The sequence below is a fragment of the Picosynechococcus sp. PCC 11901 genome, assembly GCF_005577135.1.
Taxonomy (GTDB): domain Bacteria; phylum Cyanobacteriota; class Cyanobacteriia; order Cyanobacteriales; family MRBY01; genus MRBY01.
Map to the genome: position 1 here is coordinate 662,474 of NZ_CP040360.1, position 16,128 is coordinate 678,601.

At 51.3% G+C, this 16,128-nt stretch carries 9 protein-coding genes; 3 read left to right on the forward strand and 6 right to left on the reverse strand.

Going from position 1 to position 16,128, the window contains the following annotated elements; genetic code table 11:
- Positions 1–55: 55 nt before the first annotated feature.
- The 4 genes from FEK30_RS04180 to FEK30_RS04195 form a co-directional block, all read right to left on the reverse strand.
- Positions 56–1,375 carry a hemolysin family protein gene (locus FEK30_RS04180; protein WP_138071990.1) on the reverse strand — a complete coding sequence of 440 codons (1,320 nt, stop codon included), beginning with the start codon at positions 1,373–1,375 and terminating at the stop codon, positions 56–58.
- Positions 1,376–1,516: 141 nt separating this feature from the next.
- Positions 1,517–2,362 (reverse strand): 3'(2'),5'-bisphosphate nucleotidase CysQ family protein, encoded by an 846-nt coding sequence (locus tag FEK30_RS04185; RefSeq protein WP_030006802.1) that lies wholly within the window; start codon positions 2,360–2,362, stop codon positions 1,517–1,519.
- A gap of 31 nt (positions 2,363–2,393) precedes the next feature.
- Positions 2,394–3,947 (reverse strand): lysine--tRNA ligase, encoded by a 1,554-nt coding sequence (gene lysS / locus FEK30_RS04190; RefSeq protein ID WP_045441793.1) that lies wholly within the window; start codon positions 3,945–3,947, stop codon positions 2,394–2,396.
- Positions 3,948–4,035: 88 nt separating this feature from the next.
- Positions 4,036–5,004 carry a hypothetical protein gene (locus tag FEK30_RS04195; RefSeq protein WP_138071991.1) on the reverse strand — a complete coding sequence of 323 codons (969 nt, stop codon included), beginning with the start codon at positions 5,002–5,004 and terminating at the stop codon, positions 4,036–4,038.
- Positions 5,005–5,243: 239 nt separating this feature from the next.
- On the opposite strand from FEK30_RS04195, the gene trpS reads away from it, so the two are divergent.
- The 3 genes from trpS to FEK30_RS04210 are packed head-to-tail and all read left to right on the forward strand — an operon-like array spanning position 5,244 to position 8,132.
- The gene (gene trpS / locus FEK30_RS04200) at positions 5,244–6,254 is read left to right on the forward strand and encodes a tryptophan--tRNA ligase (protein WP_138071992.1); all 1,011 of its coding nucleotides are present in this window, start codon (positions 5,244–5,246) and stop codon (positions 6,252–6,254) included.
- A gap of 43 nt (positions 6,255–6,297) precedes the next feature.
- Positions 6,298–7,209, forward strand: a complete 912-nt coding sequence (locus FEK30_RS04205) for a methylenetetrahydrofolate reductase (protein WP_138071993.1) — start codon at positions 6,298–6,300, stop codon at positions 7,207–7,209.
- Positions 7,210–7,229: 20 nt separating this feature from the next.
- Positions 7,230–8,132, forward strand: coding sequence for a PhzF family phenazine biosynthesis protein (locus tag FEK30_RS04210; protein ID WP_138071995.1), 903 nt, complete (start codon positions 7,230–7,232; stop codon positions 8,130–8,132).
- A 79-nt stretch (positions 8,133–8,211) separates the two neighbouring features.
- On the opposite strand, the gene ftsH3 is transcribed toward FEK30_RS04210, so the two are convergent.
- Both ftsH3 and FEK30_RS04220 read right to left on the reverse strand, forming a co-directional pair.
- Positions 8,212–10,074, reverse strand: a complete 1,863-nt coding sequence (ftsH3, locus tag FEK30_RS04215; RefSeq protein ID WP_012305681.1) for an ATP-dependent zinc metalloprotease FtsH3 — start codon at positions 10,072–10,074, stop codon at positions 8,212–8,214.
- Between the two features lie 141 nt (positions 10,075–10,215).
- Positions 10,216–16,011, reverse strand: a complete 5,796-nt coding sequence (locus FEK30_RS04220) for a translocation/assembly module TamB domain-containing protein (protein ID WP_138071997.1) — start codon at positions 16,009–16,011, stop codon at positions 10,216–10,218.
- Positions 16,012–16,128 lie beyond the last annotated feature (117 nt).

Below are 16,128 nucleotides of genomic sequence, written 5' to 3' on the forward strand. Positions count from 1 at the left end.
AAAGCCCCCTAAACTAAACGAGGGGGTTTTGTTTTGCGTTAAAGCCTAGCGAATTTTAAGCTTGGTCAAGTTCCTTGGCATCCAGCAGCGAAACCAAAACTTTGTCCACCCTTGCGCCGTCCATGTCCACCACCTCAAAGCGGATCCCACTCCACTCAAAATGCTCACCCGATTGGGGAATATGGTTTAGGAGGTGCGTCATAAATCCGCCTAAAGTATGGAATGCGCCTGTCTCTTCATCGGGGAGGGCTTTCTTTTCCAACAAGGCTTTCAATTCATCAATGTCTAAAAGTCCATCTAATAGCCAGGAATTGTCATCCCGCTGAATAATCATCGGTTCCTCATCGTGTTCCATAGAGGGCAAGTCCCCAACGATCGCCTCCATCAGGTCATTCAACGTCACCACACCTTCGATTCCGCCATATTCATCTGTGACCAAAGCAATGTGAATCCCTGTGGCTTTGAATTGTTCAATCACACTCAGGGTACGTGTTCCTTCGGAAATGTAAAGGGGAGGTTGGAGCATTGCTTGTATATCGATGGGCTGACCCGATAGTTGCGCACTCAATAGGGTTGTCCCTCGCACTGTCCCCAGGCAATCATCAAGGGTGTCGCGACCTACAGGAAACCGGGAATGGTTACTCTCCATCACTTCTTTGAGGTTTTCTTCTAGGGGAGCGGTGATATCTAGCCACACAATGTCTGTGCGGGGAGTCATCATGGCTTTAATGGGGCGATCGCCTAGTCGAAAAACCCGTTGAACAATGTCATGCTCCGCCGCTTCAAAGAGACCAGATTCTGCCCCTTGACGAATCAAAACTTTAATTTCTTCTTCTGTAATATCCGGTTCATTGGAATCCTGAATCCCCAAAAGATGTAACAGAGCCTCCGTTGAACTGCCCAAGATCCGCACTAATGGCGTTGTTAAACGAGACAGCCAACGCATGGGCTTAGCGACAGTACAGGCAATTTTTTCCGGAGCATTAAGGGCAATCCGTTTTGGCACTAATTCCCCAATGACGAGGGATAGATAGGTAATAATCGTCACCACGATCACGACGCTAATGGCTTCACTGTAGGGTTGTAAGCGCGGAATATTATCGAAGGCAGGTTTGAGGCGTTGGGCAATGGTTGCACCACCCACTGCGCCGCTCAGGATACCGATTAAGGTGATGCCAATTTGTACAGTCGAGAGAAATTCATTCGGATTATTCGCTAATTTCAGCGCCGCTCTCGCTTTTACGTTTCCTTGCTCTAACAGTTGCTCTAATCGGATTTTTCGGGCAGAAACGACGGCAATCTCTGAACCGGAAAAGATGCCATTCAGGATCGTTAGCAGAAGAATGACCAAAATTTCAAGGACACTCGAAGACATGGTGGCAAATCAAAAACAAATGAGTCTCTTTAGCATAAGGGGTGATTGTGGGAAAAGGCGTAAATTCCTGGTTTAACCCTCGCCGTCGTTGAGATGGGTCATGACCCCTTGATTGATCCCAACCTTGCTTTTTGTGACGAACTATGTTCGATCTAGTTCTGCAAGGATGGCGATCGCCTGTTCACAGAGTTCTGCATGACAGGTTCCATTAGACGCCATAATGCCGCCCCATTTCACCACATCGCCTTGGTTATAGAGCACTTCATTGCCCTCAAAGTAGCTAAATTTTCCACCTGCTTCCGTGAGGATTAGTTCTGGGGCCGCAAAATCCCAATCTTTTGCTGCAGATTTCCCCGATAGAGAAATATAAACATCGGATTTTTGTTCGAGAATATGGGCAATTTTACAGCCGACACTCCCCACATAATTTCTATCTTTAAAGGGCAGCCGATCTAACAAATCCTGGAAGCGTTGATCCCGGTGGGTACGGCTGGCGACTAAATATAAATCTTCTGGTTGATTGCGCTCAGAAACTTTAATTGGGGTGACGGTGCCATCACGAGTTTCCACAAAAGTGCCATTCCCTTTCGACGCGAAATAAAGCTTTTCTGCTTCGGGGACGACCACTACCGCAATGACCGGGCGACCTTCATGAACAAGGCAAATGTGAACGGCATATTCTCCCGTTTGGTCAATAAAATCACGGGTGCCATCGAGGGGATCAATAATCCACACCCAAGGATGTTCAACTTTATTGCCGTCGTAGGTTTCTTCGCTGAGATAGGCAAAATCTTCAGTGCCTAACTTTTCCTGAAACGCTTCCAGAATATAGTGATTTGCTGCTAAATCTGCCTTGGTGACAGGGCCATCTTTTTTATCAGAAATATTTTTAATATCTCCTTTGTAATAGCTTTGGAGAACATCCCCTGCGCCCCAACCGATTTGTCGGGCGATCGCCAAAACTTCTTCTAACCGTTGCTGATCCATTGTTCTCAAATTTTACCCAGGTAAATAAGCTTTAAACTGATGTTTTCTCTGCTGGAGAATCATCTTCAGTTTCTTTGCGGTTTTTCAATAGCGGGAAGGCGATTACATCGCGGATACTTTCAGCATTAGTCAACAACATCACCAGGCGATCAATCCCAATCCCTAGACCAACCGTGGGAGGCATGCCGTATTCCAGTGCTGTGACAAAATCCTCATCCACATCACAGGCTTCCTCGTCCCCCGCTGCTTTCTTAGCCGCTTGTTCTTCCAACCGTTGCCGTTGATCGACGGGATCCGTTAACTCAGAGAAACCATTGGCAAGTTCTCGACCCACAATAAACAATTCAAAACGCTCCGTTAAACCCGGTTTATCGCGGTGGGGCTTGGCGAGGGGTGAGACTTCGACGGGATATTCCGTCACAAAAGTGGGCTGAATTAAAGTTGCTTCTACTTTTTGCTCGAAGGCTTCGTTTAGCAGTTGCCCAATAGTTTTACATTTTTCGGGAATGTGCATTTCTACAGATTCAGCGGCTTGCTTTGCGGCGTTAAAGTCATCAAAGCTGAGAAAATCGATCCCGGTGGCTTCCTGGACGAGGTTTTGCATCGTTTCTCTGCGCCAGGGAGTACCTACATCAACCACAGCCTCGCCATAGGGCAGTTGAGCTTGACCGACGACATCCTTAGCAAGGGTACGAATTAGATCCTCTGTGAGATCCATCATGTCGAAGTAGTCGCCATAGGCTTGGTAGACTTCGATGGAGGTAAATTCGGGGTTGTGCTTAGTGGAAACGCCCTCATTACGGAAGATGCGCCCTAATTCAAAGACTCGCTCAAAGCCACCGACCACTAATCGCTTTAAATGTAATTCCGTGGCGATCCGCAGATAGAGCGGCATATCGAGGGTGTTGTGGTGGGTAATGAAAGGACGGGCTTCTGCGCCGCCAGCTTCAGCTTGGAGGACGGGAGTTTCAATTTCGAGGAAATCGCGGTCTTCAAGATAACGGCGGATGGCGGCAGTAATTTTGGCGCGACGGCGGAATGTCTCTTTTACTTGGGGGTTAATAATCAGATCGACGTAACGCTGACGATAACGTTTTTCGATGTCGGTGAGGCCATGCCATTTGTCGGGTAGGGGCAGCAGGGATTTGGTGAGCATGGCAAATTGACTCACTTTAATGGAGAGTTCCCCTTTTTCAGTGCGCTTGATAATACCTTTGACACCGATGATATCGCCCACATCGGTGAGTTTTTTGAGGTGATTGAATGCGCCTTCGAGGTCCGGCATTCCGCCATTAATTAATTTCTTATCGAGGTAAAGCTGGATCGTGCCAGTTTCGTCCTGGAGGCTAAAAAACGCAAGTTTACCGAAGACACGACGGGCGAGAATTCTCCCAGCAATGGATACGGTGTCTTCGACTTCTTCTCCAGCTTCGATGTCTTTATATTTTTCCTGTAGTTCGGCGGTGTGGTGGCTGATCTCCCATTTGTAGGCGTAGGGATTCATGGCGATCGCCTTGAGTTGATCAACCTTTTCTAATCGGGTAGCGCGAATGTCATCGAGGGAGGAATGGCTAGACTCAGACATGGGAAAATTAAAGACTGTGAAGGCTCGTCGCAGAACTCGGTTATTATAACGGCTTCGTTCTCAAAACAGAACCGCCACGGCCTTTAACTCACGGGGAGCGAGAATAGCTCAGGGGAATTTGGGGTGTGAGGTGCCGGAGGAAGCCGAGGAAAAATTGGGCCGCCGCTTCGGTGGCATAGGCACGGAAGGGCAGGGGGGGTTGAGGATTTCCGTAGCTCTGCACCGCTTTGATCACAATGGCAGGACAGTCTATTGCAGTAGCCAGGGTTGTGGTGGCGGCACTGCCGATATCTAGGCCAAATAGGTGAGTCTGGGTCGCAAAAGGATCCTCCTCGGTCTGGAAATTGGTATTGGTCACATCGGCGATCGCCCCTAAATGCACGGTGGGAACCGCTGGATCGTGGGGGAAACCCGTCGCTAAATGGAGCGCGTGATTATCACGGATCAGATCGATGGCCAGGGCCGTGAGGCGAACCGGGTCGGCAGTGAGTAATTTTTCGGTGACTAATTGCTCGAAAATCAGAGGCCAGTCGGGGCAGTGGTGGCGGCGCTCAGGGTGGGCCTGGGGTGGAGGGCAATGGTCAGGCTTGAGTTCGTGGTCGTAGAGGGTGTGGAGTAACCAGCCCCGCTGGTGCAAGCTTGATTTAGGACGCGGCGTTTGGATTTGCTGTTGCCAAGCACTAGATTGCCCCAGGAGTCGCGTTTGCCAAGGTTGGGCGAGGATATAAGCGGAGTCACTGGTGCGGTTTGCTGTTGGTAGCGTGAAAATTTTCTGGGCAACGATAATATCCCCTAAAACAACTTTGGCCGGATTGCCTCGACAGATGCCAACCATCACAATCAACTGCGGCTTTAGATGGTCGCCTAGGGAAATAAGGCGCTGGGGATTAGCAAGGGATTTGGCAGAAAGATGCACAAGGGCGAGTTGTAACCCGTTGTAGTCGGTGGCGAGATAGGGGGTGCCGCAAGGGGTTAAGGTTTCCTGCCAGGGGTGATGGATCGCCCTTTGGAGCGCAAGAAACTCATCGGGAAAAACCGTAAGACAAAGAATTTTCATGGCATGGGCCGCAAGACAATACTGGCGCAAATGACCGCAGGAAATCTCAAAAATTGTGCCCTTAAAATTAACGGGAAAAAAGGGGCAAATTTTAGGATCCTGTATCTCTATTGTAATCTGACCTCTTGGTGATAAAGCCTGCTAAAAGGAAGGCGATCGCCCCTGGGCTTTGTCAGGCAACTTTACAGTCTGAAACATTTGGCCGATAATCATTGGGGCATTCCACACCGTAGCGATCCATGGCGAAACAGCGCATTCTCTCTGGGGTACAACCCACCGGTAATCTTCACCTCGGCAACTATCTTGGGGCGATCCAAAACTGGGTGGAAATTCAACAGGACTATGACAGTTTTTTCTGTGTGGTGGATCTCCACGCGATTACGGTGCCCCATGACCCCAAGGTTCTAGCAAATAATACAAAGGCGATCGCCGCGTTGTATCTCGCCTGTGGCATTGATTTAGAGCACTCGACCATTTTTGTTCAATCTCACGTTAAAGCCCATAGCGAACTGGCCTGGTTGTTAAATTGTGTGACGCCCCTGAACTGGTTAGAGCGGATGATTCAGTTCAAGGAAAAAGCCCAAAAACAAGGGGAAAACGTCAGCGTTGGCCTGCTCGATTATCCGGTGCTAATGGCCGCTGATATTCTCCTGTATGATGCCGATAAAGTGCCCGTGGGCGAAGACCAAAAACAACATTTAGAGCTGACCCGCGACATTGTGATTCGCATTAACGACAAATTTGGCACAAAGAAAAACCCTGTGCTGAAAATGCCGGATCCGCTGATTCGGACGACGGGCGCTAGGGTGATGAGTCTCACCGACGGCACCAAAAAAATGTCCAAGTCCGATCCCTCAGAACTGAGCCGGATTAATCTTTTGGATCCCCCCGATGTCCTGACGAAAAAAATTAAAAAGTGCAAGACCGATCCCGAACGGGGCCTAGAGTTTGACAATCCGAACCGCCCGGAATGTAATAACCTGCTGGGGTTGTATGCTCTGCTCAGCGGTAAACCCAAAGAAACCGTAGCCGTCGAATGTGCCGATATGGGCTGGGGTCAATTTAAACCCCTCCTCACAGAGACCGTCATTGCCGCCCTAGAGCCAATCCAAACGAAATACCATGACATTATGGCGAACCCCGATTACCTCGATCAGGTGTTGCGGGAAGGCCGGGAAAAAGCTGACACTGTTGCAAATGCGACCCTCAAGCAGGTGAAAGACGCCCTTGGTTTTCTGCCGTCCCTGTAGAATGGTTCATTACCTGTGATTTTTTAACCCTAAAACTGCTTCCATGACCACCCGTCTGCGTCGTGCCATCGAAAATCGAGACTTTGTCGTTACGGCTGAGGTTGCGCCTCCAAAGGGGGGTGACCCCACGAAAATGCTGCGGATGGCAAAATTGCTTGGCGATCGCGTCCATGGGGTGAATGTGACCGATGGGAGCCGGGCTGTGATGCGCATGTCGTCCATTGCCGCCTCAACTTTACTCTTGCAAAACGGTATCGACCCAATTTTTCAGGTGGCCTGCCGCGATCGCAATGTCATTGGTCTCCAAGCAGATTTAATGGGCGCCCATGCCCTCGGTTTACGGAATGTGTTGGCCCTCACGGGGGATCCCGTCAAAGCGGGCGATCACCCCAAAGCCAAGGCGGTTTTCGATCTCGAATCGGTGCGTCTGTTAAAACTGATCACCAAATTAAATAACGGCCAAGACTTTAACGACAAAAAAATGCCCGATGGCTCCCTGGATTTGTTCCCTGGGGGCGCAGTGGATCCCCAGCTTAAGAGTTGGTACACCATTGAATCTCGCTTTGCCCGAAAAGTAGAGTCTGGGGCGCAGTTTTTCCAGTCGCAAATGATTACGGATTTCCAGCGACTCGAAGAATTTATGAACCGGGTGGCTAGTCAATATGATGTGCCCGTATTTGCGGGAATTTTTCTGTTGAAATCGGCAAAAAATGCTCAATTTATCAACCGCTGTGTACCGGGGGCGCAAATTCCCGATGCGATTATTGAGCGCCTAGCCCAAGCTGAAAATCCCCTCGAAGAAGGTCTCAAAATTGCGGCGGAGCAGGTAAAAATTGCCAAAAATCTCTGCCACGGTGTCCATATGATGGCCGTCAAAAAAGAAGATCTGATTCCACAAATTCTTGATTTAGCGGACGTTTCCATTCAAATCTCCACGGCACCGGCCTTAGTTTAATAATTTTATTTCTATCCTGTATGTCACAAACCTATACTTTCCATACCCTCGATGTGTTTACAGAGCAAATTTTCGGGGGTAATCCCCTGGCGGTGTTCCCCCAGGCCCAAGGGTTAAGTTCGCATCAAATGCAGGCGATCGCCAAAGAGCTTAACCTTTCAGAAACTGTCTTTGTTTTTCCCACAAAAGATCCTGATACGGACTTTCAACTGCGAATTTTTACGCCCGCAGCCGAGATTCCCTTTGCGGGTCATCCCACCGTGGGAACTGCCTACCTTCTGGCCCATCTCGGTTATCTACCCGCAAATTGTCAGCTTGTGCGCTTCCAAGAAGAAGTGGGAATTGTCCCCGTCTCTATCTATTGGGAACAGGATCAAGTTCGTACCACTGCCCTAAGTGCGGCCCAGTTGCCCCAGTTTATTGAGCGATCGCAATCCATCGATTACGCTTCCCTGGTAAATCTCCCGACCCACGACTTACACCCAGTGCTAAAACCGGCGGTGATTTCCTGTGGACTGCCCTTTTTATATTTGCCCCTCAAGGATCTCGATGCCCTGAGCCGTTGCTCCCTCAACCGCACCCTTTGGGAAAAAGCATACCCAGATCAATTGACGGCCCACATCTATCCCTTTGTCGTAACCGAAGACAATCAAATTTATGCGCGGATGTTTGCCCCCGGCCTGGGCATTGCTGAAGATCCGGCAACGGGTTCAGCGGCCACGAGTTTGGCGGGTTATCTACATCGCTACCTACCCAGCCAGGCGACATTACAAACTTGGCAAATTTACCAAGGCATTCAAATGGGGCGGCCCAGTCAACTAATGCTGACCATGCAACAGCAAAAAGGGGAATTGACGGAGATCGCCGTGGGCGGGTCTTCTGTGCTCGTCAGTGTCGGCCACATTAATGTGCCAACGTTTTAGACAAAAAAAGATCCCTAAAACAATTAGGGATCTCGTTTCTCACCGTAGTGATTAGCAATAATTCAATTTTCCGAGTTGCTTAAGCTGCGGTACTAGAGAAAGCGGCCATTTGCACGTCACTTTCCATGAGTAGGGTTTGTAACTCCTCAGCATCAACGGTCTCTTTTTCGACGAGCATCGCTGCTAATTTATCGAGGACACTGCGGTTACCGACAAGCACATCTTTCGCGCGCTTGTAGGCTTCTTCCACGAGGCCCCGGACTTCTTCGTCAATTACGGCGGCTGTTTCATCGGAGAAGTCCCGATCAGAGGCAATGTCACGACCCATGAAAACGTTACCGTTTTGGCGACCCAAGGCTACAGGCCCCAGGCGATCGCTCATCCCGAAGCGGGTAATCATTTGTCGGGCAACATTAGCGACCTGTTGTAAGTCATTAGAAGCACCTGTGGTGACTTCTTCTTCACCGAAGATAATTTCTTCAGCAATGCGGCCACCGAGGGCAACGGCCATCTGGTTTTGTAAATAGGCACGGGAGTATAGACCAGAATCCATGCGATCTTCACTGGGGGTGAACCAAGTCAAACCGCCAGCACGACCCCGGGGGATAATGCTAATTTTTTGGACTGGGTCATAGTCAGGCATCAAAGCACCAACGAGGGCATGGCCCGCTTCGTGGTAAGCAACAAGGGTTTTGCGCTTTTCACTCATGACGCGGTTTTTCTTCTCAGGGCCAGCGAGGACGCGATCAATTGCATCGTTCACTTCGTCCATGGAAATTTCCGTCAAATTGCGACGGGCTGCCAGAATTGCTGCCTCGTTTAGGAGGTTCGACAAATCTGCACCGGTGAAGCCGGGAGTCCGACGGGCAATTTTTTCGAGATCCACATCCTTCGAGAGGGTTTTACCCCGGGCATGGACATTGAGAATTTCTAAACGACCGGAATAGTCGGGGCGATCGACGACTACCTGACGGTCAAAGCGACCGGGGCGCATTAACGCCGCATCCAAGACATCGGGACGGTTAGTCGCAGCAATGATAATGATGCCAGTGTTGCCTTCAAAACCATCCATTTCTGTCAGGAGCTGGTTTAGGGTCTGTTCCCGCTCATCGTTACCGCCACCGAGACCAGCACCACGGGAGCGACCCACGGCGTCAATTTCATCGATAAAGACGATACAAGGGGCATTTTGTTTGGCCTGTTCAAAAAGATCGCGGACACGGGAAGCACCGACCCCGACGAACATTTCGACGAATTCAGAACCAGAGATAGAGAAGAAAGGGACACCAGCCTCCCCAGCAACGGCTTTTGCCAAGAGCGTTTTACCGGTTCCGGGAGGGCCAACGAGGAGCACCCCTTTGGGAATTTTTGCACCGATTGCAGTGAACCGATCAGCGTTTTTCAAGAAGTCAACAACTTCGGTTAACTCAAGTTTGGCCTGCTCAATCCCTGCCACATCACCAAAGGTGACTTGGGTCTGGGGTTCCATTTGAACCCGTGCCTTTGATTTGCCAAAGTTCATGGCCTGGGAACCGGGGCCACTCTGGGCGCGCCGGAGCAGGAAGAATAACCCCACGAGTAGTAGGATTGGGAAAATGAGTGTACTGAGGGCGCGGAAAATCCAATTGTCGTCACTCTGGGGCAACACGGCAATATCGACATTGTTTTCGCTGAGGATGTCGATTAATTCCGTATCACCGGGGGGGAGGTTGACGAGGATAGGCGTGCCATCTTGGGCCGGGACAAAAGCTTTAGTGCGATCGCCACTGATTTTGACACTTTCGATATTGCCCTGCTGGACTTCTTGGAGGAACTGACTATAACGCCAGGTCTCTCGACTTTGGGGTTGCTGATCCAAGAAAGACACAGCTAAGGAGATCACGACGATCGCCAATAGGGCGTAAAGCCCGGTACTGCGCCATTTTTTGTTATTTTTGTTCACTACTGAGAGCCTCCTAGGATTTGAGGATAAGCAGAATAATTATGCGATTCTTAAAAGAGCGTCTTATCCTGTGTTTCAGGTTGGTTATTAAATAATGTTAACGTTTCTCAGGAAAGATTGTTAAATTTTCTGCTTTTGTGTCTAAAATCGCAGGTCATATTCGACAGAAAAACGATTATCGTTGTTGAGATCCGTTGAGCCTCGGACAAAAATCTCATCGTTGACCCGATACCGGAGACCAAACTGAGCGGGCTGGCTACTATTTAGAATTTGCAGCACCGACAGGGACAAATCTGGGCTGATATTGGCACTGAGTTCTGCCCCCAGCCCCAAGGTTGAACTGCTCTCATCTTCATCTTCTGTAATCACCGTGGGGAAGAGGCGTAGCTCGCTCAAACCAAGGGCATTGCCAATGACATCTTGGATATTACTCAAAAGGGCGGAACCAGCTAGGTTAGCCAAAGCTAGGGTTTCGTTGGTGCTGCCCCCGGTGAAGTTTTCTAAGAAAGATCCCCCTAAGAGAGAAATCAACTCCGTTTCACTACGGGGCGGACTACTGGTCAATTCAATATTTTCATCTAAATTGCTCGCCCGTCCCCGCACATTGGCTTGGATACGGATGGTTTCGACGGTGCCGATCTGGCTGGGGCCAAAGACGCTATTGTCACGAATTTCAGCAGAAAGGGGATCGGTAGTGGCAAGAAATGACCGGGAATTTTCCAACAGAGAAGTCTCTAGGGTGATGTCAAGCTCTGGGTCGAGGCCAAAGTTGGGGGTAAAGGTCGCGGTATTACGATTGCCCGCAAGCCGCAGTTGGGCAGCAAAGAGATTGACTTGACCTCGATCTAACTGAATCACCCCGGCAGGACGCAAATCATTGAGGGTGCCATTGAGGGTTAAATCCCCCGTTGCGAGGAAGTTCAGAATCGGTTGCCGGGTAATTTGCACGCGATCGCCAAGGGTAATCTTCAGGTCTTTAAACTCTGTGATCGCCCGCAGATCGACATTGGAAACACGTTTTGGTGCTGGGGATGTCCCTGGGTCAAGCTGTTTATTCCCAGCCGTGGTTTGTTGGTTTGTGGCTGCGGCTGAGTTGCCATTACCATTGCCATTTTCCTGGTTCCCTGCCAGCGAAATACGCCCTTCTCGGAGGGTTAAATCGCCCCCAATGGTCGGCTCTAGGCTGGTACCAGCAATGATCAGATTGCCCGCAACGCCCCCTTGGTAGAGATCAGGCAGCACAAAGTTGAGATCTTCTAGGCGCACATCGAGGGTTTGGCTCTCGGTCGTCGCCCTGGCGAGGGGCAGTTGCCCAGAGATCGCCACCTGGCCACCACTAAAATCACCGGTGAGTTCTTGGACGGTCAGGGTATCTAGATTAAAGTCAATTTGCCCATGGACATTGGTCAAGGGGTCATCAGGCAGTACCTGGGCTTGGATCTCTGCCTGGGCGATCGCCACCTGACCATCCGCCACCAGATCCACTGGCCGCCCCGTATCGGGATCAATTTCTCCGTCAATGGACAGATCCACTTCCCCTTCACCGCCCAGCCAAGCCACTTGACCCCGCGTCAAAATATTTAAGAGGGCAAAGCCTTCATTCTCAAGGTTAAACGTGAGATTGAGCGCGTTACTCTCCGGGACAACCGTCGCATTGGGGAGTTGGTAAGGAATACTGCCTGTAATTTGGAGGGGGTCAGCCTCGGCCACCAGTTCACTATCAACGATGAAATCGAGGCGGGCATCATCATAGGTGAAGTTCCCCTTGACGCTATTGATCGGCGTGTCATTGATACTGGCGTTAGCCATGGTCATTTCGCCCCGGGCCGAGGGATCATCAGGAGTTCCCGCAAGGGCAGCATTGGCATTAATAAAACCGTCGATCGCCACCGCCTCAGGTAAATCAACGAACTTTTCTAAAAAGGCTACAGGGACTTCGGTGAGGCGCAATTGTCCCGTTTGGGTATCGCCCCCAAAGCTACCAATAAAGCTTAGGCGTCCCCCGCCATCTTGTTCCGAGAGACGAATGCCCACGGGCCGCAACGTTAAGACCCGATCCCGCAGCACACCCCGCGCAATAATTTGGGGCATCGTGATTTCGCCCCACTGCCAAGGGGAACCGACAATCTGTGATTCGCCAAATACGGCCACTTCGCGATATCCGCCAGTGAGATCAAAATCCGCCTGGAGGCCAGTATCTGCATTGTAGGCAAGGCTCAAATCGCCGCTAAATTCCCCCCGTAGGTCTGCTAATTCTGCGGGCAAGAGTGGTTTACTCTCGGCGACATCTAAATTGAGTTGGCTTTGGACGCAACTGAGAAGAGCGATTCTTTCGGCAAAGGATTGTTGGCGATCGCCACGGCTATAGAGGGCCGGATTTTCGCCATTATTTTCCGGCGGAGTCGCTTCAGCCATGCCGTTGAGGAGGGTATCACAACGATATTTTTCCCGTTCAGGGGGCGTGGCATCGGCTAATTCCAGGGTGGGTTGGGCTGGCACGGCCACAGACTCAATTTCAGTGGTGATGGGGGGCGGATCCTGGGGACGGTTGGCATAGAGATCGGCGCTCCGATCGAAGCGACTGGAACGGCCAAAATAATCCGGTAGGGACAAACTGCCGAGATTTTGGAAATCGTCGTAATCGAAAATTTGCAGGGCCGCTAAAACATCTTCAATTCGGCCTTGTTCGATGGTGCCCGTGGTTTGAATGGTTGGGCTAGGACGGTTTTCGTTGGCCAGGGCAATGGTGCTATCGACGCTGTAGAGGCCACCGTTTTGCGCCCATTGGAAATCCTGGAGCCTGAGGGTATCGTTGGCAAAGTAAAAGTTTCCACTGAGGCGATCGCCTTCAAGATAACCCAGCATCGGTTGGGCGATCGCCACCTGACCGGACACCGAATTCGCCTGGAGATCCGCCCGCAGTTCACTGGAGAGTCGTCCCCCCAAGACCATCGTTTCTAGGGGAAAATCAAGCCGTTGCAAAGCGGGTTGTCCCTGGGCCACCTGTTGAATCAAGGTAACGGGGAGGTTGCCACTACTCAGTTGGAGTCGGGTCGGTTCGAGGCCCGCTTGGTTGTACTCCAGGGCGAGGTCTAGGGTCGAGCCATCGAGCTTGAGTTCGGCCTGTTCTGGGCGGAGACGGGAATTCAGACGGGCAAAAATCTGGTCTTCTTCCCCTTCGATAGCGATAATGGTGCGGCGATCGCTGCGGGTTTGAATGGTGCCCTGGAGGGTGGGGTCGAGGGTTAATTCGGCTAACTGTACATTATTGAGAGCGACTTGACCATTGATCTGGGGCTGCTGGAGCGTCCCTTGGATCGTGCCCCGAAAATCCCCTTGACCTACAACATCGAGGGCCTGGGCCACCTCCGGTAAAGGCAGTTGCTGGAGATCGAGATTTTGGGCTTCTAGGTTGAGGGCCAATTGTGTAATTGCTTGGCTTGCATCGCGACCGAGGCGATCGCTATCAATGGTTAAGACCCCATCGGCCCGGAAATTTTCGGCGATCGCCCTTTGGATTTGCAGTTGCTGCCCATTCCAAGCCCATTGACTGGTTAACGGAGAATTAATCAGGGCGATCCCTTCACTGAGGCGCAGATCCCCTTCGGCCCGCACATTCTTCAGGTCTGGCTCGGTCACATCCGCCGTTAATTGCACAGCGCCACTGCCAATTCCCTCCAGGCTACTATTGAGGCGATTCAGAGCCAAATTTTGAGCGGTAAAATCCCCTTGGAGTTGGCCATTCTGGAGCGTTAACAATCCGCCGTCAATGACACCGCCTGCTAGTCTGGCGCTCAGGGAACCCTGGGCCAACATCCCCTCTACTGAGAGATCCTCTAAGTTACCCCGCACTTCAAACTGACCTTGGCTGGGGACTGTATTTGCCACATTGGCCAGTTGGGGAGCAAAGCTCACTAAATCAACATTACTGAGGGCGGTGCGACTGTACCATTCCCCCCCAGCGACGGTGACGCCCTCGGTGCGAATCTCGCCATTGCCCACCGTGAGGCGTCCAGAACCCGTTGCTTCGACGGTATTTAAGTTCACCTCAGCTAAGGTTCCTCCTGTCTGGAATTGGCCGGAGTAGTCCGCCACTAGGGTACGGGGAACAGCGGGTAAAATTTCTTTGAGATCGAGGTTATTTAAAGCCAGGTCAGCGCGCCACCGACCATCCCCAACGCGAATATTGCGGGCGATCGCCTGACCATTGGCAAAACTGGTGCGGGCCTGACCGGTAATGTCGAGGGAACCCGCTTGTGCCTGGGGTTCTGACTGGCCAAAGGTGCCCGCAACTTGGAAATCACCATTGACGATACTGCGCTGGAGAAAGGAGGGCAGTTCCTGTTCCGTAAGTTGGGCGAGACGTAGTCCCTGGGCGCGGGCAGGGGTTTGGAATTGGGTTTGGGTAATGCGCAGGTTGGGCATTGTCACCAGGCCCCCAGCCACGGGCACCACAGCGGTACCTGAGACGACAAATTCTGAGACTTGGTTCAGGGGCGCTTCAAACACCATATCCGTGCGGCCCGGCCCGGCAGTGACGGGTAAATTGAGTTCGTAGAGTTGGGCCAGGGCATTCGTCGGTAGTTGATCCCCCTGGGCTGCAATGGCGATCGCCCCAGGCGAAGACGTACTTTCATCGGCCAATTGAATCACCCCTTGGCCGGTGATATTGCCCCCCAAGGTAGGTTGGGCGGTGAACTGCTCAACCAGAAAACGATTACCCGTAATGGTCAGATCGCCCTGAAAACGCTCCAGGGTCAGGCGATCAACTTTTAATTGGCTGGCATTCGTTGCCGCAACGGCCAATTGAATTTGTTCCAGTGGCCCCCCAAAGGTCACCGTCGTTGCCAATTGACCCTCCACCGGAAAGGCTGGGGATTCTAATTCAAAGGTGTCCAGGATTTGGGCAATTTCTGTGGGAGCCGTCTCAATTTGCCCCGTAAAACCCGTTTCAAAATTGATATTGAGATCGCCATTAAATGGAAGCGTCCCCAGGCGGCCTGTCGTCTGTTGGAATTGAAGTTCTTGGTTTTGAAAGCCAATTTTGCTGGAAAAATCTTCTACGGGTTTGGCAAGGGCCGGAACGATTAGGGTCGAACCCTCGGCCATTAACTCTCCATTCCAATCGCTGAGGTCGCCTTCTTCTAGGAATAACTCGATGGCACCATCTACTACACCACCGGAAAAGGTGACAGGGGGAACCACCAGGTTAGAAATGGCGACAGGGTCTAATTTCTGGGCGCGAATCCTGAGATTGCTGGTTTCTTGCTCAAAATCGAGGATTCCTTCGATGTTTAAGTCTCCCCCCGATGCCAACTTCCCCTGGACATCAAAATTGATTACTTTGTTTTGGTTCGTGAGGCGGCCTTTCCCGGAGGCGATCGCCAACTGCACAGGGGGACTCAGGGTGCCGGAACGTTGGCGGGCAATTAACGTCAGTTGACCCCGGCGGAGGCGGATGTTATTGATATTGACTTCCAGACCTTCAGTATCTGGGTCATCGGGAGCAATGTTCAAATCTAGCCATCTGCGGGCTTGGTTTTGCTCAACGGTCACCTGGGGATTAATCAGGGTGAGGTTTAGGTCTAAGCGCCGCTGGGTGAGCAACGTCCACAGGTTAAAATCAACGGCGATCGCCTCAACCAGAAGCTGATCATTGGAATCCGCCGTTGGTGGCAGTTCAGACGGGCCAAACCGTAATCCCCCCAAGGAAAATCCTTGCACTGACCCCAGGTTAATGGGGCGATCAATTTGCTTATTAAGCTGCTGCTCAATTTGTGGTGATAAGCGCTGGTAGATGTAGTAACGCCCATAGCCTAGGCCCGCTCCCACGGCTAACACAAGGCCCACAGCTGCCCCCGTAATGAGACGTTGACGCCGACGGGATGGTGGAACTTGCACTGAGTTTTCGGAAGAAGGGGGAAGGTTTTGGCTCATGGTGGCAACAGTTTGCAAGTGTTGCGATCATTATAGAGAGGATGACCCTATCGCAATGGCTTTTGTCGCTTTTTAATTACCACAGATTTTGGATCTGCCCCAAACGGTCAGCGAAAA